The following is a 25,576-nucleotide window of genomic DNA, read 5'->3' as shown; positions in this document are numbered from 1 at the left end:
AACCACAGATGATCTTAAAAAGTGTTTGGGAAGAGCTACAAGAGACAGCTTGTCAATTGCTAGCTTATGCAGCTAGCCACAAAATATGGTTACTAGAAGGGCCTATAGGCTCTGGTAAAACCACTTTAATTAAAGCGCTTTGTAAAGCGCTGCAAACGGTTCATACTGTCGATAGCCCAACTTTTCCAATTATCAATGAATATGAAACGGTAGATCATACGCCTATTTACCATTTTGATTGCTACAGGCTAGATAATGTTGATGATGCAATTGCACTAGATTTTGAAAGTTATTTTGCTTCTGGTTGCTATTGTTTTATAGAATGGCCTTCAAAAATTGAATCGATATTACCTTTACATTGTTTCTTGATTACAATAGAAGTAAAAACACCAACAAGTAGAAATCTAATTTGTCATCTATAGTAGCTGATGTTGCCCTGTCGCGTCTGTTGTTGATTTTGTATAAGAATCTCTCCTATTCCAAATTCTGGGTATAGGGAATCATATCCATTAAAGTTTTAAATGAAAAACATAATTTAAGTGTTTTTTAAAACAAATGCGAGAGAACCCTTACACTTGGCTCATGCGCACAATATACCAAAACATGTCGCGGTAGCCCTCTCTCTACTATTTGCTGATAGCCCATTGTGTACTTTTTTTGATGCAAATGAGCTATAATTTTCCCTTTGGCCCCTAATGGAAAGGGCTCTACAAAAATATCCTTAAAAGTAGGGATGGCCTGCTTATGTAAACGTTTATACAATGCTTCTTTTGCAGACCAATAGATGGCTAATTTTTCCAAGGAACCATTGGCGCTTTCAATTTCTTCTGCATTTAAATACTTTTTTTGTATCGTATACAAGCTAGATTTTACTATTTCTATGTCAATTCCTATAGGGTAAGTGGTAGATAATGCTACTGCAGCCAAATAATGGGTATGGGTAAAACTAACGTAAAAACTACTATTATCTAAAATAGGGCTACCTTGTTCATTTTTAGCAAGCGTTAAGATAGGTAAATTTAATTTTTCTAATAAACAGTGAAGGGCTATTCTTACCGCTAAAGACTGCCGCATTCTATCTTTTGACGATAGATTGGCATTTTGAAAATCTGTTAAAAAAAGAGGATGCAACTGAAGGCGCAATTTTGCCAAGCTTTCTTCAATTTTCCAAATAAGACAAGAAGCATTAGAAGAAAGCAGGAAAAAATCATAAACAGGCATAAGAAACAAGCTATAGCTTAGAAAGTTGACCTGCTTTATACAACAATTTTAGGTAAATATATATAAATCAATAAAATTAAAGAGTAGTACGGTCAGCAAAACTTTTACGTATCGCTGCCACATCTAAACATTTAATAACGGGCACAAACATAAGGCGCTTGATGGCAGCTTTGCGTTGTGCTGCTTTTATTTTATTTTTTCTTGCTTTGCGTTGCAATCTAACAGGCATAGGATCTAAATTTTAAGTTTAATAGAAAGGCCTTTTATTGGAAAATTTTAACAGCAAGCTGCCCAATATCGTAGCTTTTCTAGAATCTGTAATATAGAAAAACCATAAATAATGTGGGCCCTGTAGGATTCGAACCTACGGCCTTCTGTGTGTAAAACAGATGCTCTAACCAGCTGAGCTAAGAACCCAATCAAGAGGACAAATATAGTTATTTTTTTTCAAAAAAGCATTGATGGTATAGGACCGACATTATGTATTGCGATGGTTTAGGTGACTTCTTGGATGGTAATCTTGCATGATTTGTTGAAGATAATTTCTATCCAAATGGGTATATATTTCGGTAGTGGTAAGCGCACTATGTCCCAACATTTCCTGTATGGCACGTAAATCTGCACCTCCCTCTATTAAATGTGTAGCAAAAGAATGTCTAAAAACATGAGGGCCTACTTCTACATTGATTTTAGCTTTTCTAGCAAGTGCCTGTACCATTAAAAAAATCATTACCCTAGTCAAGCTACTTCCACGTCGATTTAAAAACAGAATATCTAAATAGCCGGGTTTTATGTCCATATGGGCACGCACTCCCTCTATATAAAGTTTAATATGTTTTAGTGCCATGGCACCAATAGGTATCAAACGTTCTTTATTACCTTTTCCAATTACACGTATAAAATTTTCTTGGAAGTAGATATAGCTTAACTTTAAAGAGATCAACTCAGAAACACGTATTCCTGTGCCATAAAGCGTTTCTACGATGGCTCGATTGCGTACACCGATTGGTGTAGAATGGTCTATCGCCTTAATGATCTGCTCAATTTCCGATATAGACAAAATAGATGGTAGATGTTTACCTAAATGAGGACTTTCTATAAGCTTAGTAGGATCCTTAGTGATGTGGTGACCCAAGGATAAAAACTTGTAAAAAAGACGCAAGCTAGAAAGCATTCTCGATTGACTGGTAGCTTTTATGCCAATTTGGTGTAGTTCCTCTAAAAATTCTTGAATATGAGCGCGATCAACGGTAAATGGTGTGACCGCTTTATGGAACAAAAACTGGATAAATTTTTTTACATCAGCAAGATAAGCTTTGATAGAATGGTTGGCAAGTAAACGCTCCAAGCGGAGATAGGTCTCAAATTCTTGCAAAAGAAAATTCATGCTTGGTCTATTACAAAAACTGAAGACAAAATATAATTTAAAGACTTTCTATACCTCCAAGAATCAAAAGCAATAACCAAGAGCCGATAAACCCATAGCCTAAGCTCCCCCTGCTGGACTCGAACCAGCGACCCTTTGATTAACAGTCAAATGCTCTAACCAACTGAGCTAAGGAGGATTATAACCATTACAATTTTACCATTTTTTTCTTTCATAAACAATAAATCATCACAAAAATGACCAACTTTACCATGCCATTGAATAGATGGTACATATTATATTTAAATTAATTTTAATAGCTTTGACTAAGTCAATTTCCTTCTTTCTTTTTTGTCAAAAAAGAGATAAAAGAGATAAGGTTAGGCCAAAACAATTGAATTTTGTAGGAGTGTACTCAATCTTAAGGTAAATTTTTTATATTATATTTCAGCCAATAACATCGTGGTTGATCTAAATCAAATGGATTACATCATGACTTCCAAAAATAGCACGACCAAGCCAGCAAAGAGTTGGATCGAAAAATCTGCAATGGCGTTTATTAATTTCTTAGGTTGGAAAATTAATAACACAACGCATCCAACTACTTGGAAAAAAGCAGTAATGGCATTGGCGCCACATACTAGTAATTGGGATTTTTTTTATGGCATGTTGTTTAAACTTAGCCATCCCAATCTAACGATTAAATTTGCCATAAAAAAAGAAGTAATGTTTTTTCCACTTTCCTACCTAATGAAAAAGCTGGGTGCTATTCCAATAGATAGAAATAAAACAATCAAGCACACCAATATGGTAGCTGTAATGGCAGAGATGCTCAATAGCGCGGATGCGCTTGTACTAGCCATTGCACCCGAGGGTACAAGAAGCTATGTAAAACGCTGGAAAACAGGATTTTATAGATTGGCTGAAGCAGCAAATGTTCCAATTATTTTAGGATACATACACTATCGTAAAAAAGAAATGGGATTGGGTCCAACTTTCTATCCTACAGGCAACATAGAAAAAGATATAGCAAACATTCAAAGTTTTTACCGAAATATACTTGGCAAATATCCAAAGCAGGGTGTTGTTTGATATGACAAATTGACACTATGAAAAGCGTTTGGCAAAAAAATTGCATAACCATATAGCATGAACGCAAGCGATTACTTTTAACTTTTATATTTCAGTTATGAGGCCATCTCATCATATTCAATACATATAAAGCATGAAGTTACAAGATACACATACAAACGAAACAAGATGCTGCTCATCGGAAGTAGATAAAAACCAAACAGGTTGCTGCAATGGAGGAAACAAAACCAGTCAACCATGTTGCTGCAGTGGCGAAGAAGCTATGGATCAACCATGCTGCTGTGGCCCACAAGAGCATGAAATAAATTCTAGCAATCCACGAGAAACAGAATTGCATATGGGTTGCTGTCAGTCAGGTGATAGGCTAGATGATGTACATAAACAAATATTGAATCCTGATATAAGTTCATTCCATCAGCTGCAATCACTACTAGAGGAAACAAATAACAAATACCTTCGCCTTTATGCTGAATTTGATAATTTTAAGAAACGTGCGGCTAAAGAACGTATAGCCCTTACCAATAAGGCCAACGAGCAAACACTAAAAGAACTCTTACCAATTATAGATGATTTTGAGCGATGTATAATGGCCTTACAGGATACACAAGCAGTCGTTCAACATCTTGAAGGTATCAAACTAATCTATGATAAATTATGTGGACTTTTAAAAAAGTATGGTGTAGAAGAAATAGCCATAGAACAAGGCAGTACATTTAATGCCGACTTGCATGAAGCGATTATGCAGCAACCCGTAGATAATCTTGAAATGCAAGGAAAAATTGTAACAGTAGTAGAAAAAGGATACCTAATTAATGAATATGTGTTACGCTTCGCTAAAGTTATAATTGGAGTATAAATGGAAAAAGATTATTACAATATTCTGGGTGTAGAACGCAATGCCACTGCAGAAGAGATTAAAAAGGCCTATCGAAAGATAGCTATGCAATACCATCCTGACAAAAATCCAGGAAATAAAGCAGCAGAAGAGAAATTTAAAGCTGCTACAGAAGCCTATGATGTGTTAAGTAACCCAGAGAAAAAACAGCAATATGATCAATTTGGTACAACTGGATACCAAGGAGGAGGCAGGCCTTATGAAGATGATATTTTTGAGGGTGATTTGAACGATCTATTTCAAGATTCTCCTTTTGGTAGTTTTTTTAGTAGCGGCAGAAGAACAAGACGGGCCGCTAATCGTGGCGAAGACTTACGCATAAGAATCAAACTAAACCTTGAAGAGGTTGCATTAGGTACGGAAAAAAAAATCAAGGTAAAACGTTATACAAGTTGTGAAGCATGTGGCGGTAATGGAGCAGAAAATGGACTTTCTGTAGAAAAATGTGTCCCCTGTAAAGGGCAAGGTGTAGTACGTAAAACGACCCAAACCATGCTGGGCAATATGCTTACAGAAGCCATTTGCAACCACTGTACGGGAACGGGTAGCCGTATTAAAACATCTTGCATTGATTGTCAAGGAGAAGGAAGAAAATTTATAGAAGATCTTATTACCTTTAAGATACCCAAGGGGGTAAAAAAAAATATGGAGCTGACCCTACGTGGCAAAGGCAATGCTCCACTCCGTGGCGGTACACCAGGTAGTTTGATTGTCCAAATAGACGAAGAAGAAAACGATCTTTTAAAGCGTAAAGGCAATAATATTTGTTATACTTTACACGTTAGCTTTATAGATGTCACCCTAGGTTGCGAAATGGAAGTCCCCACTATATATGGCAAAGTTCGGCTTAAAATCCCACCTGGAACATCATGTAGCGAGGTTTTTAAATTAAAAGGAAAAGGTATTACAGATATAAATGGTTATGGCAAAAAGGGAGATCAGTTGGTTTTTATCCAAGTTTGGATCCCACAAGAGCTTACAAAAGAAGAAAAAGAGATGCTACTTTCTCTTAAGGACTCGCCTAACTTTATACCTAAACCAAATAAGAAAGAAGAAAGCTTTTTTGATCGGATTAAATCTTTTTTTCAAGGATAGCACCAATATGCTATCGTTTAAAGTGCTCCCATGACCCAATTTGTAGTTTCTGCACGAAAATATCGTCCTACTACTTTTAAAGATGTAATCAGTCAGTCCCACATTACAACCACACTAAAGAATGCAATAGCTACGCAACAGCTTGCACATGCTTTTCTTTTTTGTGGTCCACGTGGTGTGGGTAAAACTACTTGTGCGCGTATATTGGCAAAAGCCATCAATTGCTTAGAAGTTACAGCAGCAGTAGAGCCTTGCAACCATTGTGCCAATTGTCTTAGCTTAAGTAGCAATCGCGCGCTCCATGTCTATGAGTTAGATGCAGCCTCTCATAATTCTGTAGAAGATATGCGTGACCTAGTGAGTCAGGTCCGGTACGCGCCCCAAACGGGTAAATATAAGATATACATTATAGATGAGGTCCATATGCTCTCTAATGCTGCCTTTAATGCTTTGCTTAAAACACTTGAAGAACCCCCTAGTTATGCTATATTTATATTAGCTACTACAGAACGGCACAAAGTTTTACCTACGATTTTATCTCGTTGTCAAATATTTAATTTTAACAGAATTAAGTTAGAAGACATTGTTACACAGCTTAAAACAATTGCTAACCAGGCCTCTATTGGTTATGAAGAATCTGCACTGCAGTTGATTGCCCAAAAAGCAGAAGGTGCGATGCGGGATGCGCTTTCTATGTTTGATTTGATCACTACTTCTGCAGGTATATCGGGTACGGTTACCTATACGAATACACGCGATCATCTTCAAATCCTGGATTATGACTATTATTTTAAATGTACAGAAGCTTGCTTAACAGGCAATATTTCTGCGGTTCTTTCCCTCTATGATACGGTCTTACGCAAAGGATTTAACGGCCACCATTTTATAATAGGATTGGGCGAACATTTACGCAATGTATTGGTTTGTAAAGACAGCGCTACGCTTCCGCTTTTAGAAGTTACTGACAATATTCGTCCACGTTATGCTGAATATGCTACTAGATGCACGATGTCTTTCTTATTGAAAGCGTTGACCCGTTTAAACCAGTGCGATATAGGCTATAAGTCTAGTCAACACCAAAGATTGCATGTAGAGTTGGCACTGATTGAACTAGCTACTCCCCATCTTTCTATTCCAGAAAGCACAATAGACCCATTGCCCAAATTAGATCACTCTCAAGAAGCAGTTATAGCCAAATCTAGATCAGCTGATTCGGTCAGATCATCTGTAACACCATTGGCCCAGTCAAACCATACTTTGGACCATCTGGTTGTGAAGCCGGTAACATCTACTCAACAGCCAGAGACCATAGCTATTCCTAACTTAGCAAGCCTAAAGGCTTCATTGGCTGGAAAGAAAAAATCAAACACGGTCGATTTAAAAAAAAAAATAGAACATGGATGTGATTGGAAGGAAGCAATATCGGAAGAGATGGTTCAAGCTTGTTTTGCTGATTATAGGCAACAACTTAAAAATAATGGTTGCATAGCTGCTTATCATCTTATGGGTCAGCCCATCAAGATAGAAGGTTCTGTTGTTACCATTTCATTAATCAATCCAATACAAGCAGAACTGTTACAAAGTCTAAAAGAAGAAATTTTGTCTACCATTCGCAAAAAATTGAGCCATCCTACCATTACTATTCAAGGTATTTTGGTCAACCAGACCGTTCCTGAAAAACCTTATACAGATCAAGAAAAATTAAGCTACTTGAGTAAAAAAAACAGTGTCATAGCACTACTCCAAGAACGATTTATGTTGGAAGTAGCTTACTAATGGGTCAACCTTAATCGACTACCTACCTGAGTATTAACGTGGATTAGAATTGGTTTAATTTTATTACTACTGTAATAATCTGTGTGATTCGTATAGATTGTTACAATAAAAATGTAAGATTAAGTTATGGAACAAATTTTTTTAAAATTCATCAATAGTATAATATATTTCTACTAGTTTTGATACATGCATAATTGCCTCCTTTGGTAATTTGGTTTTTTGAATCTCCAAATTTAAAAGACAAAGGAGCTGTTTCAACATACTTAAGTAAAAACCTAATCCCGAATTGACGTTAACTTAAAACAGATAGTGTAATCACTATTTTTGCTTTTTTCTTGCGTTTAGGCTACACATTCTATTGCTCAGCGTAGGTATGCGATTATTCAATTGGTCTATAGTAATTTGGTCTGTAGCAGTCAAACTACTTGTTTGTTCTTGATTATCTCTATCTGTTGTTTCTTGGCTAAAATTTCTATTATTAGATGTAGCTATGCCATTATTGAACGGTTCTATAGCAATCAAGCTATCTGTTTTTTTTGATGATCTATATGCATTCCTTATTTAGTGTGCATACAAGAAGATAAACTGCTTAAACTTAACAAACCAATGTGTAAGGCTACTTTACCGTTTATTTTTTTCATAGATTAGATAAAATTGTATACAAATAATATTTAAATGGTACAAAAGCATGGAATGGATCTAGCATGCTGAGCTATTAAACACGCTTTAAGCGTATGTACATTTGGATGTAATATTTGACTAAAAGTCAGATGCAAGTCTATAAAAATTAGTAGAAAGGTACAATATATTTAATGTTTTGCTGATAAAATTTACGCATTATGTATGCGAAGCAATTACTTATTCATCTTGCAAGTAATCCACACATTTACGCATAATAAAGGGCTAAACAATTATAGGTCGTTGGGATAGAGTTTTTAACTATAGATTAAAAAGATAACTTTTTAATCTATAGTGGGTTTAAACATACTCAGTTATGGAGACAAAGAAAAAGATTTTCTCTCAAACACTCAGAGCAATATAATAAATCTATATTTTAGGTTCTTTACGATATTTATTAAAGATTTTACACAAAAACTCTACATATGAAGCTTCTTATGAACCTGTCCAGCAAAACAAACCATGTAAAAATAACACCATCAATAGTTATACACTTGATATAACCAAAACTATTAAGAAAAAGGTTATACACTTTTTATCCATAGTCCCGCCCTGTTTATTGTTTAGGTAGGTTTTAAATCAGAAAATATCTTTTTGATGAATTTTTAATCATAATTTTACAGGAAGATATGTTTCAATATATATGATGATCATATTATATGTTTATTTTTTTAAGTCACAAGATAGATAAGAAATAGTTTTTATAAATTTTTTAAACTGATTATCAAAATACAATAAAAATCAATTAAAATACAACTAAAAATCGTTTGCAATGGATGTACATTTTAAATACAATATGGCCTCGAAAATAAATATATTTATTTGATATACAATTAAATATATATTACACATCAAATATGTACCATATTTATAAAAACTGAGTTATTGAAGTTGATTGTAAAAACTTTTCAAGTTACCATTTAGAATAGAGGCAGAGATTCATTGTAAGGCCAAATGGATAGTGGATAAACCAGTCACTTTCACAAACAGTTATACACAATTTTCTTTTTAAGATATGTTTTCCAGATATCCACTAGATAATAAAAACTTAATTCTTTTTTTAGATCAAGTTATTTATAATGCTTCTTGAGTAGATGGGGATAAGTATGAAAGTGTAGGTACTGCTGTGACCGAATAGTAGTATAATGGTTTAATCGATTAAGATAATCTAGAAAATAGGGGTAACCATGGATGATTTTTTCTCTAGAGATATAACTTTACTTGCAGGACTGGATAAAGGGCGTCTGCTTAAAGATGAACTCAATATACATACCTATGAAGATCTTTTAAAACATTATCCATTTCGATACGAAGATAGAAGCCGTATTTTTACAATTGCATCGCTAGCGTCTGCTCCTTCCAGTGTACAACTACAAGGATACATTACCAAATTGGAAAAGATTGATAAAGGAAAGAAGAAACTGGTGGCACAGTTTGAAGACCAAACGGGACAACTGCAATTGATATGGTTTCATAACTTTTCTTGGATTATAAAAAAAATTAAACCAAATGTATTGTACCGTATCTGGGGTAAACCTGTTTTTTTACCACAAGGTCCGATACAAATGATGCACCCAGAATTTTGTTTTATAGAGACTCATCAAAAAAAAAAAGATAACCTATTGCCTTTGTATCATACTACAGAAAAACTAAAGCGGCATCAGTTAGATACAAAGGGAATTGCGTTTCTGCAAAAAAAGTTGTTGAGTCAGATCTGTACAACGGTAGAAGAAACTTTACCCAATTATTTGTTAAGACGCTATCAACTGTTTTCTTTAAAAGAAGCTTTTCAAAATATTCATTTCCCTAATGATGAATCGGTACTAAGACAGGCCCTAAGGCGGCTGAAGTTTGAGGAGTTATTCTATATTCAATTAAAGCTGCTTAAGCAAAAACAGATTTATGCTACCAAACAAGATGGTAAAATTTTTAATGATTTATCCCTGTTCCATGCATTTTACCACCACCATTTACCTTTTCATTTAACCGATGGCCAAAAGCAGGCTATTAAAGAGATCTATCGTGATATACGTTCTGGAAATCAGATGAATAGACTTTTACAAGGTGATGTGGGAAGCGGTAAAACGATAGTTGCTTTTTTGGCGATGTTAATGGTGGTGAGTAGCAAAGTACAGGTAGCGGTTATGGCGCCTACTGAGATTTTAGCCCATCAGCATTTTGAACGTTTTCGGGTTTTTGCACAACATCTACATTTAAATATTGCTTTACTCACAGGTAGTACAAAAAAAAAAGAGAGGGACCATATTTTGTATCGCCTAAAGGTAGGTCTACTTACTATTGTGGTAGGTACCCATGCGTTACTTGGTGATGCGGTTGTATTTAATGAGCTGGGCTTTTTTATAATAGATGAACAACACCGTTTTGGTGTTGCACAACGTGCTGGTCTTTTGACTAAAAATCAGGTTTATGCGCCACATATACTGATTATGACGGCTACGCCTATTCCAAGGACTTTGGCCATGACTTTTTATGGTGATTTGGATCTTTCCACTATTTATGAATTGCCTTCAGGGAGGAAACCTATTAAGACGCAACACTACTATGAAAATTTTCGGTTAAAAGTTTTTCAACTGATAAAAGAACAACTTCTATTAGGTAGACAGATATACATTGTGTATCCTCTTGTGGAAGCTTCTGCTGTGTTGGATTACCACAACCTTATGGATGGCTATACCTCTGTTTCTAGGGCTTTTCCAGATACGCCTATTGGCATAGTACATGGAAAGATGGATGGTTTGGCCAAAGAAATAGAAATGAAGCGTTTTGAAAAGAACGAGACACGTATTTTAGTGGCAACAACGGTTATAGAGGTTGGCATTAATGTACCCAATGCTACCGTAATCCTTATTGAAAGCGCGGAGCGATTTGGATTGTCCCAATTGCATCAACTGCGTGGCAGGGTAGGACGTGGTAGTGCGCAATCTTATTGTATATTGATGACCGACTATCGTTTAAATAAAATAGGAAAAAAACGAATGGAAGTAATGGTCAAAACCAATAATGGATTTGAAATAGCTGAGTTGGATCTTAAACTCCGTGGTCCAGGTGACCTAATGGGCGTGCAACAAAGTGGCCTACTAAATTTAAAAATAGCTGATTTGTCTAAAGATGCTGCTATTTTAGAAGCAGCACGTGGGATTGCTAAAGATATTATTCAACAAGACCCAAATTTTCAACAGCTTGATCATTTGGTAATTCATAAGGAATATACTAGATTACTAGCTTCCGCTGGAGATTGGAATAGAATAGGATAAAAGCGCTTTTGTATACATAATAAAAGATTGAGCAGGTGCCATTCGTTTTAACTTTCTTGGGTTCATTTTTAACGAAAATATGATGTTACTATACAAAAGTTTTGTAGAAAAATTTAGCCATGTTCAGTTGCTTCGTCAGATAAAAGGACTCTTATCATGGGATCAGCAAACCTATATGCCAGCTGGTGCGGTCGATATACGTGCCAAGCAACTTGCTTATGTTGCTAGCTTAGCGCATGGAGAGGCAACCAGTAGTAGATACCGAGATGCCTTGTCAGAAATGGTTGATATAGAAACAGAAGAAATTAAGTTAAAAGGTTTATCTGCAATAGCAGCATCCAATCTCAAGCAGTGGTGTAAGGATTTTAAGCGGATCACTAAATTGCCACAATCTTTTGTTCAGGCATACTATGCTACTACCACTGCTGCAACGGAAGTATGGAAACAGGCTAGAGGAACTTCTGATTTTGCCTTATTTCGTCCTTGGTTGCAAAAAGTAGTCGATCTTAATCGAGAAAAGGCTAATCTATTAGGCTATGTAGCTAGTCCTTATGATGCATTAATTGATTTGTATGAACCTGGTGTAACGGCTTCTACTTTGTCCACTCTTTTTGCCGACCTATCTTCTTTTTTATCTGCTATCGTGAAAAAGACCGATGGAAGAGGTAGTCCTTATAAGGTGTCTTTTGACCATTCTTTTCCAGAAGAAGCACAAATGCGATTCAACCATTTGCTCTTAAAGACCATAGGGATTAGTGGTGAAAATACCAGGTTAGACTGTTCTGCACATCCTTTTTGTTCGGGTATACATCCTTCTGATGTAAGGGTAACTACCAATCTAGAAGGTGGATTGTTGCAGAATATCTTTGCTGTTTTACATGAAGGTGGCCATGCACTTTATGAATTGGGCCTTTCTAAAGAAGACTGGGCTACACCTTACGGCCAAGCTGTTTCAATGGGGGTGCATGAAAGTCAATCTAGGTGGTGGGAAGTGATGGTAGGTCAGTCTCTTCCTTTTTGGTCCTATATGTATCCTATTTTTGAAAAATATTTTCCTCATTTTAAGGAGTTATCACTTGCCAATTTTTACCGCCACATCAATCATGTGCAAGCTTCTTGTATTCGTATTTATGCGGATGAAGTAACCTATCCATTGCATATTATCCTTAGGTTTGAACTAGAAAAAGCATTGATAGAGGGGACTATGGATGTATCAGATGTGCCAGAGATGTGGAATGTGAAGATGCAAGCGCTTTTGGGGATTACACCTAAAAATGATGCGGAAGGATGTTTACAAGATATTCATTGGTCTTCGGGTCATTTTGGTTATTTTCCAACTTATGCATTGGGTAATATCTACGCGGTTCAATATTTTGCTGCTTTTGTTCAATCTTTTCCAGACTGGGATGTAAAGGTAAGAGAAGGATCATTTTCCTTTATGAAGGATTGGTTGTATGCCCATATTCATCAGTTTGGTAGAATGTATAATGCTACGGAAAGTATGCAACGTGTTACCGGTCATCCTATATCTACGCAACCCTACAAAGATTATATTAGAAAAAAATATCAAAATTTGTAATCCTATCAAAATTGTAGTTAGGTTCCTATGCCGACTTATTTTTTATATTAGCGGTGGTAAAAAAGTAGATTTTTAAAAAAGTTATGGCTTCTGATGATAGAAATGAAGGAAAATAGTTATAAACCTATTAAAAGATTCACTTTATTCGGTCGATTGGAAAAAAAGTTGGGTTTAAAAGACATCTCTTTAGATACCCCTTACTATGTATTTCGTCTATTGTACCTTTTCTGTTTAGGGTTGCTTTATATTTGGAATGCCCATTACCATGAAAAAATTTTGCATAAAATCCATCAGCTCCAGCCTATGGTAGATGGGCTTCGTGTGAAACATATGCGGTTGCAATCTAGGTATATGTTTGACAGCAAACAATCTGAAGTAGCTAGAATGGTTGCACCATTGGCTATTTATGAAAGTAAAACCCCCCCTTACACCATTAGATACAATAAAAAAAGTGACGCATACTAAGGCAATTTTATTACGTGCCAGAATAGTCTTTCTTTCTGTTCTATTTTTTGTCGGGGTCGTTATATGGAAGATAGTGCATTTACAGTTTTTAGAAATAGACAAGTGGCGCCATCGTGCCAAAGTGGCACAATTGGAATATAGACCTATTCTAGCCACTAGAGGTAATATTTATGGCGATGATGGCGCTTTATTGGCCACTTCTCTTCCCTTTTATAGAGTTGCTTTAGACCCTGTTGTGGCTTCAGATGTCTGTTTGAAAACAGGCATAGATCCACTTAGCCAAGCATTGTCTGATTTTTATAAAATCCATCCTCCTGATTATTACAAAAAGTTAATTACAGATGCGCGTGCCAGAAAACGGAGGTACCTACTGTTGGATCAAGGATACATCACCTATGAAGAAAAGAAAATGATGAGCCGTTGGCCTATTTTTAATCAAGGTAGGTTTAAGGGAGGGGTGATTTTTGAAGCGCAATACAAAAGGTATAATCCTTTTAAAGAATTGGCCAGACGTACCATTGGCATGCAAAGGGAAACACATGGGTATGGTTTAGAATATTCCTTTAACCAGGTATTAAAAGGGGTAGATGGAAAAGCACTTTATCAGAAAGTAGTAGGTGGTAAGAAAGGAGTAGATGAAAAGACACTGTATCAGAAAGTAGCAAGTGGCAATTGGAAAAGTGTTCCAGAGGGTACCGTGATACCACCTATACATGGATGTGATTTGGTCACTACATTAGATATCAATTTACAAGATGTAGCCCAAAGCAGTTTGTTAACCGTTCTTGAGCAAACAGATGCGCAAAATGGTTGTGCGATTGTAATGGAGGTTGCTACTGGAGCTATTAAAGCAATGGCTAATTTGTCTCGTACAGAATCTGGAAAATATATAGAAGCCTATAACTATGCCATAGGCCATCAAGGTAGGGTAGAACCTGGTTCAATTTTTAAGTTGCCATCTATGTTGGCTTTATTAGAAGAAACCAGATGGCCGCTTACCAAGCCAATAGATACCGGTCAAGGCGTCGTACGCTTTTACAACAGATCGATGAAAGATGTTAAAAAAGGAGGATATGGATTGCTTACCCTGCAAGAGGTATTTGAAAAATCATCTAATGTGGGTATCTCTATGGCCATTCATGAAACATTTGGTGCAGATCCTCAAAAATTTATCCATTATATGGAGCAGTTGGGTATCCACCAACCATTGGGGATTGAACTAGCTGGAGAAGGGAAACCCTATATGATTACTCCGAAAAGCAAAATGTGGAGTGGCGTAGCACTTCCATGGCTTTCTATTGGTTACAACGTACAGGTAACCCCACTTCAGATGTTGGTACTCTATAACGCAGTAGCCAATAATGGTAAAATGGTTAAGCCTATGTTTGTGCAACATATACAATCAACCCATGGCATCATCAAAACTTTTCCAATTACAGTCTTAAAAGAAAAGATCTGTTCAGATGAAACCTTGCATAAACTGAAAGTTATGTTAGAAGGAACCGTAGAAAGGGGGCTTGCACAACGCATTAAGCATGGATTTTATAAAATAGCTGGCAAGACAGGTACTGCTCAAAAATTGCTGAATGGAAGGTATACAGACCACCACCTTACCTCATTTGCTGGTTATTTTCCAGCAGATCGTCCCTATTATAGTTGCATTATTGTAGTAGATGATCCACAAGGTGCAACCTTTCGCTTTGGTTCAGAAGTACCTGCACCTATATTTAAAGATATTGTCGATAGAATAGCTGGGAAGGATTTGCAGGCAAGACAACCCATTAATGGATCTCTAGGGTCACATCCCACTTTACGCTCTAATGTAGGTAATACCCATGAACTCCGTTTTTTGTGCCAATGTTTGCACCTCCCTGAACCTATAAATGATATAGCCGCAGATTGGGGCACTATGCAGATCAGTCCTACAGGTGTAACCTTTCAGCACAACCCTTCTTTAAAAGAAGTACCTTATGTATTGCATATGAAGCTACAGGATGCACTCTTTTTATTAGAAGAACATGGCCTTAAAGTTACAGTAGTGGGTAATATACATGGGGCAGTATCCAAACAATCTAAAATAATCGATAACCATATTACTATTTCATTAAAGTAATGATGCACCATCTTCAACAGCTTCTAGTGGGCATTTCTGTAAAAAAAATATGCGGTTCAGCCGATCTATCTGTAGAAAGTATTTGTTTTGATAGCCGTAAAGCAGTACCCCATTCTTGTTTTATTGCTATAAATGGTAGCCAATTGGATGGACATAGCTATATATCAATGGCCATAGCAGCAGGTAGTAGCGTTATTGTATGCGAATGGCTGCCTGAGTCCATTCAGGAACATATAACCTATATAGTAGTTTCTTCTACCGCTAAAGCACTGGGGATCATCGCTGCTAATTTTTATCAACAGCCTAGTAAAAAACTAACTTTGGTAGCAGTTACTGGTACAAATGGTAAAACTACTATTGTACACTTATTGTATCATATGGTTCGGAAAATGGGCTATAAAGCTGGTATGTTTTCTACCATATACAATAAAATTTTAGATGAAACCTATCCTGCTAGTCATACCACGCCAGATCCTTTGCAATTACAGTCATTCTTACATCTTATGGTCGCATCGGGTTGCCAATATTGTTTTATGGAAGCCAGTTCACATGCCATAGTGCAAGAAAGGTTGGCAGGCCTCCATTTTACAGGTGCTATTTTTACCAATATTACCCATGAACATTTGGACTATCACCTTAACTTTTCCCAATATATTCAGGCTAAAAAAAAACTATTTGACCATTTGCCTTCTACTGCTTTTGCCCTTATGAACCAGCAAGACAAACACAGTCCAATACTGCTTCAGAACTGTAAGGCTCAAAAGTTTACTTTTTCACTTCAAGACGTTGCTGATTTTAGAGCAAAAATAGTGACCAATACTTTAGATGGGTTGGAGTTGAACTTAGCCCATCAATCGATATGGTTTCAACTGCTGGGTGCCTTTAATGGCAGTAATCTGTTGGCTGCTTATGGTACCGCTCAGTTATTGGGGTTAAGTAGTCAAGAATGTTTGGTAGCACTTTCGGCGATTCCCCCTATTGTAGGAAGAATGAACCGGGTGCACCATAGAAAATCACAACAAGTTATAATAGACTATGCCCATACGCCAGATGCCCTTCAAAAGGTAATGGATACCTTGCATGCCATCCGCCCTGCTGGCAGCAGGCTTATTGCGGTTATGGGATGTGGAGGCAATCGTGACCAACAAAAACGGGCAATGATTGGAAAGATTCTATCTCAAAATAGTGATATCGCTATATTTACCAGTGATAATCCAAGAGAAGAAGATCCACAAGAAATTATCAATGCGATGCAACAAGGTGTACCTAAAGTAGCCTTGTCGAAAGTGCTTCATATCTTAAATAGAGCAATGGCCATTAAAACAGCTTGTTTACTGGCGCAGGCAAACGATCTGATTTTAATAGCAGGGAAAGGCCATCAATATTATGAAGAGATCAAAGGGGTAAAATATCCTTTTTTTGAAGCAAAAATTGCTCAAGAAATTTTAGGCGATGCAAAAGTAGTTGAGTTGTAAACCAACTTATTGTTCTGCTTTAACTATGTTGGTCATTTTCGGAAAGGGTACACAGCTCCAATGCGGCTTTAGCAGCCTCTTCTAATGCTTGTCCTATTGATGGGTCCAGATATGTATTGGCGATCTGTACATCTATATTCAGTGTTTCTTGCGCCATATGCTTCACTTCTGATAGATGAATGTATCCAGCTGCATGACGTAAATCATACAGCCGTTCAGCCAGTTTTATAAACAGTACAGAAAGCTGTAAATGTTCTTCTTTAATGGCTTGTGCCAGTCTATTCTGCACATACAGCAAAGAGGGATGGTCTAATTCTTCTCGTTTGTCTATTTTTATTACATTGGATACAAAAGCATAGACGCCTAAGTTATAATGTTCCTTGATATAAGAAAGCGGCAAACAGGTACGGCGTACCAATCCGTAGAGCAAAGCAGCATAGACCACCTTAGGGGAGTGAAATGCCCAATCTACTACCAGTTGGGCAATCCCTACTATCCGTACATAAAACAATTGTCCAGAGATATGGCGCTTAAATCCAAAGTGCTTCCTGAGCAATAGAAGTATACCTGAAATAATCTTTACATCAATAGGATCTGTTTCACACGACGCTTTACAGACATGGTCATGGAATTGCATCAGCTTCATCATCGAATCCGCTTGCTCCTTAGGGGTAATAGGGGCTTCTGTCGTTAAAGAATCTATAGGCAATCTAGCAGTCATGTTATGCAGAATATCGCTAACATCTATAGGCAATACCATAAGCATAGCAGACTGTTTTTGGTCAAAAGAAGTTTCTAGGTAACCATAATGGGCACGGACGACACTAAATAGGGTATCCTGTTCTAAATCTATCGATGGTGGCGCCTCTTTTTCTTCTTTAAGATCCATACAATCTATTTCATGGTAGCACGCTTTTACCTTAGGCAGGGCATTATAATCGACAGTAGAAGAGCTGATTACTAGTGCAATAGCTTGAAAATCGATATATACAGGACCACTGTTTCCAATACCATCAGCTTGTTTAAACTGCAAAGCAGTAGGATGGAGTGTTACTTTAACAATCGGTGGAATCGTTTCGGTTAACTTACCCATTCGTAAAATAATTTTAACCAATGCGTAGGTTACTTGATGGATATCACATACTATATCGGTACCCAATGGGTTATTGGGCGCTCTTATTTTTTTTACCAGTAGTTTGGGTGGATGTTCTATCTCCTGAGACAAAGTAACCTCTACTTTACGCATCAGCTTATCTAAAGTAATTTTAGTAGGTTGCAATAGTGCATGTGCTTTGGCCATTTCTCTGCTGTTAAAATAGGAAATCCAATCGTAAAACTTATGGATAATGGTTTGAAAGTCTTCTTTATAAAGGGGTGTATGGTTGTCTAGAAAGGAAATAGATTCTTCTATTTTACGCACTACTTGGGCTAAAATCGATCCATACCTTTTAGGAGCAGTAGCACGCGTAGAGGGAACCAAAGCCGCCTCATAGAGGGATGCTTTTAGCTGTTGCGAGGCTCTAATCTTTTCTTGGTCTTTTAGATAGATATTTTGTCTGGTAAGCTTATTTATTTTGGTTTTAAAAAAGATCATAATGGCAAAGATACATAAGCCGGCTAGGAATAGTGGCCATAGGGAAGCGAATAGGGCAAAAGACCCCCCAAATGCAATAAGGCCCCCTAAAAATGTAGTGACTACTACCCCTATAGCCAGATGGAGCGGCAATATCCATAAAATTACCGCACAATGGGTCAAAGATAAAGCTAGACTAAAGATGGGATCTACCATATCCCACCAGTTCTCAATCAGTTTTAAGGGTAGGTAAACCGCTAAGGTTATGAGTGCAACTAGGTTAATCAACCAGTTGGGAACTATTTTGCCCAAGAAAGCTTTAGAAACTATAAAAAAGGCACCTACAACCACTTGGATTATGGCACAATCGATGCAATCTGGTTTAATAAACCAATAACTTAGAATGGCGGTACTGATTGTATAAAGTCCTATTAAATATAGGGTAAGGTCATTGGGTATCAGTTTAGATAAAGTATCTTTTCTATTGCTCCAAGCATTTTGTATGGCTTCTTTTTGCTCCGTGCGCTTACGGGCATTTTCTTGTTGGATTTGTCTAAAAGTATTATCAGGTTTGGTCCAACCGGTACCATCCGGCTGTTTCAGAAAATAGTGGGCTCCTAGCATAGCAAGGCCATTGGCCAGCATAGCAATAAAGGCACCATCCATTTTTGTTTCAGGCTCCACCCATTTATTCCAGGTTAAGATAGTTAGCATACCTGTAGTCATACCGATTAAAGCAGTACGAGAAGTTCCTCGAAACCCTAAAACAGCCAAAATAAAAGGGGGTGCTATAATAGGTACACTGCAATCGATAGCCAAATAGAGTAATGTTAATAAATTTCTATATTTAAATCCTATTAGCATGGCTAATAGCCCGACCACTAAAGTGGTACACCTTGCTATTCTAAGTTTATAAGCGTCAGATATTTTTGTTTTGTTTTGTATAGCTTGCAGTATATCATTACTAAATATAACAGAACAAGCATTTAATTGAGAGTCTGCTGTAGACATCGCCATAGCCAGCAAACTAATAGCAAGAAATCCTTTAAAGACAGGTGGGATATGAGCTATAATATATCCCCAAATTTCTGTTATAGGTAAATCTGGTGCTTCTGCAACAATAAATAGACTAGTTAGAATAATAAAAGACCCTATAATAAAATCAAAAAACATTGTATATGCAAAAACTTTTTGAGCCTGAATGGGTCCAGAAGCCATATAGATCCGTTGCATAAGTCCAGGACTCCCATACGGAATTAAACCAGTTATAAGTAGTAGGAACAGACTTATCAGCTGGGTGTTAAAGCCAACTAAGTTTCTAAATTGAAACTTAGTTTGACTTTGTAGCATAGGAATAATTTCTGAAACTGGTTTGCCTACTTTTATAAACATAAACCAGGTTAAAAGGGGAATAATAATGGCAAAAGTTATAAACTGTAATACATCTGTATAAGTAACGGCACGAACACCGCCAAAAGTAGAATAAAAAATAAGCAGTAAAGTGGAAAAAATAGTTAGTAGATAGAGGTCAGTCACTCCCAGACACATTGAAAGAGCCTTGGATATTGCAATAATTTGCATAGTTATCATAACGGTAGAATGCAAAATACTAAACACAGCAGTAACAATCTTGGGATAGGTACCATAAATACTACCTATTGTTTCTGGGATAGAAAGGTGTTGCATAAATGGACCCATACGTAATGCGAACTTACTTATAACCCAGCTACCAAAACAATCTAAAGTTAGCATCGTTATCCAAAATAACCCAAGATCATAAACGCATTCTATGTTACGTACCAATCCTCCTCCACTATAAGTAGTAGCCAACACCGTAGCCACCAAAGTAGCCGTAGAAAATTGTTTATTCCCCACCGCATATTCTCGGAAAGTGGTTTTTTTTCTACTAAAGTAAATGCCTACCACTAGTGTTAACAATAAAAAAGCCGTTACTATTGCTATAGCCATATTTAAGTAAATCATAAATCAATAAGTTAAAAAAGGTATAGAAAACAGTATAGAGAACCTATGAACTTGAATAATACAAATTTTGGTTAAAAAAACCAAATAAAAATAGAGCTATCGGGGTATATTAAAAGAGTGGTAAATCAGACTTTGTGTCGTTTAAGGCGATCGTTCTTGCAGGGTAAATAAAACGGATATCCATTGGATCCGCATGCAGCCTCTAACTATGTTGGTCTTTTTCGATTGGGATACACAGCTCTAATGCCTCTTTAGCAGCCTCTTCTAATGCTTGTCCTATTGCTGGGTCCAGATATGTATTGGCGATCTGCACATCTATATTCAGTGTTTCTTGCGCGATATGCTTCACTTCTGATAGATGAATGTATCCAGCTGCATGACGTAAATCATACAGCCGTTCGGCCAGTTTTATAAACAGTACAGAAAGCTGTAAATGTTCTTCTTTAATGGCTTGTGCCAGTCTATTCTGCACATACAGCAAAGAGGGATGGTCTAATTCTTCTCGTTTGTCTATTTTTATTACATTGGATACAAAAGCATAGACGCCTAAGTTATAATGTTCCTTGATATAAGAAAGCGGCAAACAGGTACGACGTACCAATCCATAGAGCAAAGCAGCATAGACCACCTTAGGGGAGTGAAATGCCCAATCTACTACCAGTTGGGCAATCCCTACTATCCGTACATAAAACAATTGTCCAGAGATATGGCGCTTAAATCCAAAGTGCTTCCTAAGCAATAGAAGTATACCTGAAATAATCTTTACATCAATAGGATCTGTTTCACACGATGCTTTACACACATGGTCATGGAATTGCATCAGCTTCATCATCGAATCCGCTTGCTCCTTAGGGGTAATAGGGGCTTCTGTCGTTAAAGAATCTATAGGCAATCTAGCAGTCATGTTATGCAGAATATCGCTAACATCTATAGGCAATATCATAAGCATAGCAGACTGTTTTTGGTCAAAAGAAGTTTCTAGGTAACCATAATGGGCACGTACTACACTGGATAGAGTATCTTGCTCCAGATCTATAGATGGTGAAGCCTCTTGCACTCCTTTAGGACCTATGCCATCTATTTCATGATAGCACGCTTTTACCTTAGGCAGATGATGAGCATCAGCAGTAGCCAGACTAATTATTAGCGCAATAGCTTGGAAATCGATATATACAGGACCACTGTTTCCAATACCATCAGCTTGTTTAAACTGCAAAGCAGTAGGATGGAGTGTTACTTTAACAATCGGTGGAATGGTTTCGGTTAACTTACCCATTCGTGAAATAATTTTCACCAATGCGTAGGTTACTTGATGGATATCACATACTATACTGGTACTTAATCCATTATTAGGCGGTCTTATGTCTTCTACCAGCAACTTAGGTGGATGATCGATCTCCTGGGATAGGTTGACCTCTACTTGACGAATCAGTTTAGCTAAGGTAATTTTAGTAGTTTGCAATAGTGTATGGTCTTTCGCTTTTTCTCTTTTATTAAAATAAGCTATCCAGTCATAAAATTTATGGATAATAGTCTGAAAATCTTCTTTATAAAGTGGCGTGTCCTTGTCTAAAAAGGAAATAGATTCTTCTACTTTACGTACTACTTGGGCTAAAATGGATCCATACCTTTTAGAAGGCGCAGCATGCGTAGAAGGAATCATAGCTGCCTCATAGAGGGAGGCTTTTATTTTTTGTGATTCGCTAATCTTTTTTTGATCTTTTAGATAAATATTTTGTCTGATAAGATTTTTTATATTTATTTTCAAACAAATAATAATGGTAAATAGGAATAGACCTGCTAGAAGTAGTGGCAATAAGGAGCATAATACTGGATGGGGAAATCCACTATAGATGGGATATATGGATAGCAATAGGGTAACGGATATAGCAGTTATACCAATATAGAGCGGCAATACCCATAAACTTACAGCAAGGTGGGCTAAAGACAAGGAAAGGTTAAAGTAGGGCTCTACCAAATGCGACCAGTTCCAAAGTACATTTAAGGGTATATAAACCGATAAAGCTATTAGCCAAAATAGGCTAATAAACCAATTTGGAAGGGCTCTTACTTTTTTCGAAATAGCATAGAAAAATGGATAGCCCAAACAACAAGCTGATCCAATCAGGTGAAATACAAACCAATAAAAATGATTTGTAATACCCGTTGTAAAATAATATAGCAAGCCAGTAATGAAAAAATAAAATCCTATATATGCTATTGTAGCATGGCTCGGTTTTAGATTGGTTAAGCTTAGTTTTTTATTTTTCCAACCATTTCTAATCGCTTCTTTTCGGTCGGCCCGCTTACGGGCATTTTCTTGTTCCATTTGTTTAAACCGGTGATCTGGTCCAACCCAACCTGCACTTTCAGGCTGCTTCAGTAAATAGTGGGCTGCTAGCATCGCCAAGCCATTGGCTAGCATACAAGGGAAAGCGCCGTGTATGTCAGTTGTTGGAGCAATCCATTTGTTCCAAGCTAAAATAGATAACGTACCTGTAAACATACCAATCAAAGCAGTACGAGCGGTACCACGAAACCCAAAAATAGCCAGTATGAGAGGAGCATCTGTTATGGGTGTTCTAACATTAAGAGCTAATTTGAGTAATGCTAATAAATCTCGACAAGAGAAAGCTAACAACATAGACAATAAGCCTACTATTACACTGGATATTCTAAGCAATCGAAGTTGATAAGACGAAGTAGCTTTTTTTACTCCTCGTATAACTTCTACTATATCATGGCTAATCGTAACTGAGCAAATGTTTAAATAAGAATCAGCTGTAGACATAGCCATGGCTATCATGCTAATACCAAGACAGCCTTTAAACATAGGAGGAATACTATTCATAATGTAATTCCAAATATTTGCTACAGGTAATTCTGGCGCATCTATGAAAACAAAAAGACTTACTAGAATTATAAAGATTGTTATAATAATGCGAAAAATACCAGAATAAAAAAACACCTTACTGGCTTGAATAGAATTAGAAGCCATATAAATCCTTTGTATTGTTGTAGGGTTTGAAATAGTTAAAGAACCTAATAGGATGAACAAAATATTTATCAGTTTAGCATCAAGATGGAACAGGTTTTTGAACTGAAATTTAGATTGACTTTGCCAAATAGGAATCATTTCTACTATTGATTTTCCTGATTTTACGAACATAAACCAGGCCAAAAGCGGAATAATGATTGCAAATGTGGTAAATTGCATTACATCAGTATAGGTAACTGCACGAATACCTCCAAAAGAAGAATAGAAAATAAGAATTAAAGCTGAAAATACCGTAATAATTTCAGCATTATCCGAGCCTATACATATACTAATACCCTTAGATATTGCAACAAGTTGCGCAGTAATTGTAACAATACAATAACAAATAGTAGAGATACTAACAACGAATCTAGGGAGCTTTCCATAGATACGTCCTATGCTATCCGCTAGAGATAGATGTCGCATAAATGGTCCCATACGTAACGCTAACCAAGCTGTTACACAGTAACCTAAGGAAACGCCTCCAATGACCTTAAGCATCCAATATAAACCCTGATTATAGTACTCTTGCACATTACGAATCAATCCTCCTGCACCAAATCCAGTAGCCAATACCGTAGCCACTAAACTAGCTGTAGAAAATTCTTTATTTCCTACAGCGTGTCCCTGTAGTGAAGTTTCTTTTCTACTAAAGTAAATACCTACTACTAAGGTTAATCCCAAAAAAGCCCCTACTATTGCAATAGGCATGTTTAAGTAAATCATATAATGGAACAAATTAAAAAAAGTGTAGAAAATACTATATAGAAGACATGAATTATATAATACAAATTTTTGTTTAAAAAACAAAGCCGTACAAGACGGGGTATGGTAAAAATTTTCTACAATCTGGGTTGGTGTCGTTTGAGACGGATGGTACTTTTAGTGCTGTAATGGGTTAATTCTATAGCTTTACCCATACCAAATGGGGTAAAAAGCGCTACGTGACAGCAGCTATTTTGTTCCTCCTATTAAATTTTATATCATTGTAACAACCTTTTACTGGCTCTTGGGTATAAGACATTATCCAAGGGGTCTATTCTGTATTTAAAAACAGCTCCTATGGCTATGTTGAAAAAACAAAACAATTTTGTACAACGTTTTTTTTCGATTGTCTTCTTTACACCTGTTATTGTTTTTGCGATTTTTTGGTCCGCATGGACCTATTTTTTTCTTTTTTTTTATGTAGTCATGCTGGCAATGCTGGAGTTTTATAAGCTGCTTAAACAAGCAAATGTTGCGCCTATGCGTGGCTACGGCATTTGGCTAGGCTTGCTTTTGTATACGCTAGCCTTCTCCTATTGTCTTCAAGATAACTTTTCACCCTTATTAAGTTATGGATCTATTTTATTCACTATTTTTATATATATCGCTGCATTGTATAGGCATAAGCCCTCTAATCCTTTTTTAGATATTGCGGTTACCTTTTTGGGTATTGTATATATTGCGGTTCCTTGTGGCATGTTACATTATTTGGCCTTTTTTAAAGGCATCTATTCGCACCAATTGATACTGGGTTTACTGGTGATTGTTTGGAGCCAGGATACAGGGGCCTATCTAGTGGGTGCTACCATAGGGAAATCTAAATTCTTTAAGCGAATTTCTCCTCAAAAAACATGGGAGGGTTTTTTGGGAGGGGCATTGTTTGCCCTTGTAACAGGTCATGGTATAGCCTATTTTTTTACTATTTTACCCCCATGGCAGTGGCTGGCCATCTCGGCCATTACCATACTTACAGGGACCTATGGAGATTTGGTCGCCTCATTGCTTAAAAGGAGTGTAGATGTAAAAAACGCTAGCGAAATGATTCCAGGACATGGAGGACTTTTGGACAGAGTGGATAGCCTATTGCTAACCATTCCTGCCGTAGTTGCATTTTTGCAAATAACTTTGCTATGTGGATAAAAAAGATCAAATCCAGTCTACTGGTAGACCAATGGGTGATCTATAAAA

17 protein-coding genes and 2 tRNA genes are annotated in these 25,576 nt (G+C 36.8%); 11 read left to right on the top strand and 8 right to left on the bottom strand.

Translation table 11 applies throughout. The annotated features are described in order from the left end of the window. The first annotated feature begins 8 nt into the window (after window positions 1-8). Entirely contained in the window at window positions 9-422 is a 414-nt protein-coding gene (gene tsaE / locus ACRRVB_RS03135; RefSeq protein ID WP_432466528.1) for a tRNA (adenosine(37)-N6)-threonylcarbamoyltransferase complex ATPase subunit type 1 TsaE, read from the top strand. Window positions 423-546: 124 nt separating this feature from the next. On the opposite strand, the gene ACRRVB_RS03130 is transcribed toward tsaE, so the two are convergent. The 5 genes from ACRRVB_RS03130 to ACRRVB_RS03110 all read right to left on the bottom strand — a co-directional run bounded on the left by ACRRVB_RS03130 (window position 547) and on the right by ACRRVB_RS03110 (window position 2,786). Beyond that, window positions 547-1,221, bottom strand: coding sequence for a 4'-phosphopantetheinyl transferase superfamily protein (locus ACRRVB_RS03130; protein WP_432466527.1), 675 nt, complete (start codon window positions 1,219-1,221; stop codon window positions 547-549). 76 nt (window positions 1,222-1,297) lie between these two features. Beyond that, window positions 1,298-1,450: a hypothetical protein gene (locus ACRRVB_RS03125; protein WP_432466526.1), complete on the bottom strand. Its 153-nt coding sequence runs from the start codon at window positions 1,448-1,450 to the stop codon at window positions 1,298-1,300. 114 nt (window positions 1,451-1,564) lie between these two features. Then, window positions 1,565-1,638: transfer RNA gene (locus ACRRVB_RS03120), tRNA-Val, on the bottom strand. 61 nt (window positions 1,639-1,699) lie between these two features. Further along, window positions 1,700-2,608 (bottom strand): site-specific tyrosine recombinase, encoded by a 909-nt coding sequence (locus ACRRVB_RS03115; protein WP_432466525.1) that lies wholly within the window; start codon window positions 2,606-2,608, stop codon window positions 1,700-1,702. A 104-nt stretch (window positions 2,609-2,712) separates the two neighbouring features. Continuing rightward, a tRNA-Asn gene (locus tag ACRRVB_RS03110) sits at window positions 2,713-2,786 on the bottom strand. 293 nt (window positions 2,787-3,079) lie between these two features. Here ACRRVB_RS03110 and ACRRVB_RS03105 point away from each other — a divergent pair. The 4 genes from ACRRVB_RS03105 to dnaX all read left to right on the top strand — a co-directional run bounded on the left by ACRRVB_RS03105 (window position 3,080) and on the right by dnaX (window position 7,445). After that, window positions 3,080-3,679: a 1-acyl-sn-glycerol-3-phosphate acyltransferase gene (locus ACRRVB_RS03105; protein WP_432466524.1), complete on the top strand. Its 600-nt coding sequence runs from the start codon at window positions 3,080-3,082 to the stop codon at window positions 3,677-3,679. Window positions 3,680-3,812: 133 nt separating this feature from the next. Then, a complete protein-coding gene (locus tag ACRRVB_RS03100) occupies window positions 3,813-4,535 on the top strand; it encodes a nucleotide exchange factor GrpE (RefSeq protein ID WP_432466523.1) in 723 nt (240 codons plus the stop codon). Continuing rightward, window positions 4,536-5,669 (top strand): molecular chaperone DnaJ, encoded by a 1,134-nt coding sequence (dnaJ, locus tag ACRRVB_RS03095; RefSeq protein ID WP_432466522.1) that lies wholly within the window; start codon window positions 4,536-4,538, stop codon window positions 5,667-5,669. A 30-nt stretch (window positions 5,670-5,699) separates the two neighbouring features. Next, window positions 5,700-7,445 (top strand): DNA polymerase III subunit gamma/tau, encoded by a 1,746-nt coding sequence (dnaX, locus tag ACRRVB_RS03090; RefSeq protein WP_432466521.1) that lies wholly within the window; start codon window positions 5,700-5,702, stop codon window positions 7,443-7,445. A gap of 318 nt (window positions 7,446-7,763) precedes the next feature. On the opposite strand, the gene ACRRVB_RS03085 is transcribed toward dnaX, so the two are convergent. Further along, window positions 7,764-7,967 (bottom strand): hypothetical protein, encoded by a 204-nt coding sequence (locus tag ACRRVB_RS03085; protein WP_432466520.1) that lies wholly within the window; start codon window positions 7,965-7,967, stop codon window positions 7,764-7,766. Between the two features lie 1,343 nt (window positions 7,968-9,310). Between ACRRVB_RS03085 and recG the strand changes: the two genes are divergently transcribed. From recG to ACRRVB_RS03060, 5 genes are all read left to right on the top strand, one after another. Then, the gene (gene recG, locus ACRRVB_RS03080) at window positions 9,311-11,398 is read left to right on the top strand and encodes an ATP-dependent DNA helicase RecG (protein WP_432466519.1); all 2,088 of its coding nucleotides are present in this window, start codon (window positions 9,311-9,313) and stop codon (window positions 11,396-11,398) included. Between the two features lie 79 nt (window positions 11,399-11,477). Then, window positions 11,478-12,977, top strand: coding sequence for a carboxypeptidase M32 (locus tag ACRRVB_RS03075; protein WP_432466518.1), 1,500 nt, complete (start codon window positions 11,478-11,480; stop codon window positions 12,975-12,977). Between the two features lie 102 nt (window positions 12,978-13,079). Then, window positions 13,080-13,442 (top strand): FtsL-like putative cell division protein, encoded by a 363-nt coding sequence (locus ACRRVB_RS03070; RefSeq protein ID WP_432466517.1) that lies wholly within the window; start codon window positions 13,080-13,082, stop codon window positions 13,440-13,442. Then, window positions 13,384-15,555 (top strand): penicillin-binding transpeptidase domain-containing protein, encoded by a 2,172-nt coding sequence (locus tag ACRRVB_RS03065; RefSeq protein WP_432466516.1) that lies wholly within the window; start codon window positions 13,384-13,386, stop codon window positions 15,553-15,555. Before ACRRVB_RS03070 ends, ACRRVB_RS03065 begins: the two co-directional genes overlap by 59 nt. Further along, window positions 15,555-17,030 carry a UDP-N-acetylmuramoyl-L-alanyl-D-glutamate--2,6-diaminopimelate ligase gene (locus ACRRVB_RS03060; protein ID WP_432466515.1) on the top strand — a complete coding sequence of 492 codons (1,476 nt, stop codon included), beginning with the start codon at window positions 15,555-15,557 and terminating at the stop codon, window positions 17,028-17,030. Before ACRRVB_RS03065 ends, ACRRVB_RS03060 begins: the two co-directional genes overlap by 1 nt. Before the next feature lie 19 nt (window positions 17,031-17,049). Here the strand turns inward: ACRRVB_RS03060 and ACRRVB_RS03055 are convergent, their stop codons facing one another. Continuing rightward, a complete protein-coding gene (locus tag ACRRVB_RS03055; RefSeq protein WP_432466514.1) occupies window positions 17,050-20,586 on the bottom strand; it encodes a sodium:solute symporter family transporter in 3,537 nt (1,178 codons plus the stop codon). Between the two features lie 202 nt (window positions 20,587-20,788). Then, a complete protein-coding gene (locus tag ACRRVB_RS03050) occupies window positions 20,789-24,349 on the bottom strand; it encodes a sodium:solute symporter family transporter (protein ID WP_432466513.1) in 3,561 nt (1,186 codons plus the stop codon). A gap of 342 nt (window positions 24,350-24,691) precedes the next feature. On the opposite strand from ACRRVB_RS03050, the gene ACRRVB_RS03045 reads away from it, so the two are divergent. Then, the gene (locus tag ACRRVB_RS03045) at window positions 24,692-25,528 is read left to right on the top strand and encodes a phosphatidate cytidylyltransferase (RefSeq protein ID WP_432466512.1); all 837 of its coding nucleotides are present in this window, start codon (window positions 24,692-24,694) and stop codon (window positions 25,526-25,528) included. Window positions 25,529-25,576 lie beyond the last annotated feature (48 nt).

The sequence above is a fragment of the Candidatus Cardinium hertigii genome (genome assembly GCF_050864855.1).
In the GTDB taxonomy this organism is placed as follows: Bacteria; Bacteroidota; Bacteroidia; order Cytophagales; family Amoebophilaceae; genus Cardinium; species Cardinium hertigii_C.
This window is presented reverse-complemented; position numbering and strand designations above follow the sequence as displayed.

Coding starts and splice junctions, on each gene's coding strand:
- ACRRVB_RS03075 (WP_432466518.1), top strand. CDS start 11,478: ATGATGTTACTATACAAAAGTTTTGTAGAAAAATTTAGCCATGTTCAG.
- ACRRVB_RS03125 (WP_432466526.1), bottom strand. CDS start 1,450: ATGCCTGTTAGATTGCAACGCAAAGCAAGAAAAAATAAAATAAAAGCA.
- recG (WP_432466519.1), top strand. CDS start 9,311: ATGGATGATTTTTTCTCTAGAGATATAACTTTACTTGCAGGACTGGAT.
- ACRRVB_RS03045 (WP_432466512.1), top strand. CDS start 24,692: ATGTTGAAAAAACAAAACAATTTTGTACAACGTTTTTTTTCGATTGTC.
- ACRRVB_RS03065 (WP_432466516.1), top strand. CDS start 13,384: ATGAAAGTAAAACCCCCCCTTACACCATTAGATACAATAAAAAAAGTG.
- dnaX (WP_432466521.1), top strand. CDS start 5,700: ATGACCCAATTTGTAGTTTCTGCACGAAAATATCGTCCTACTACTTTT.
- ACRRVB_RS03060 (WP_432466515.1), top strand. CDS start 15,555: ATGATGCACCATCTTCAACAGCTTCTAGTGGGCATTTCTGTAAAAAAA.
- tsaE (WP_432466528.1), top strand. CDS start 9: ATGATCTTAAAAAGTGTTTGGGAAGAGCTACAAGAGACAGCTTGTCAA.
- ACRRVB_RS03055 (WP_432466514.1), bottom strand. CDS start 20,586: ATGATTTACTTAAATATGGCTATAGCAATAGTAACGGCTTTTTTATTG.
- ACRRVB_RS03115 (WP_432466525.1), bottom strand. CDS start 2,608: ATGAATTTTCTTTTGCAAGAATTTGAGACCTATCTCCGCTTGGAGCGT.
- ACRRVB_RS03050 (WP_432466513.1), bottom strand. CDS start 24,349: ATGATTTACTTAAACATGCCTATTGCAATAGTAGGGGCTTTTTTGGGA.
- ACRRVB_RS03100 (WP_432466523.1), top strand. CDS start 3,813: ATGAAGTTACAAGATACACATACAAACGAAACAAGATGCTGCTCATCG.
- ACRRVB_RS03070 (WP_432466517.1), top strand. CDS start 13,080: ATGAAGGAAAATAGTTATAAACCTATTAAAAGATTCACTTTATTCGGT.
- ACRRVB_RS03130 (WP_432466527.1), bottom strand. CDS start 1,221: ATGCCTGTTTATGATTTTTTCCTGCTTTCTTCTAATGCTTCTTGTCTT.
- ACRRVB_RS03105 (WP_432466524.1), top strand. CDS start 3,080: ATGACTTCCAAAAATAGCACGACCAAGCCAGCAAAGAGTTGGATCGAA.
- dnaJ (WP_432466522.1), top strand. CDS start 4,536: ATGGAAAAAGATTATTACAATATTCTGGGTGTAGAACGCAATGCCACT.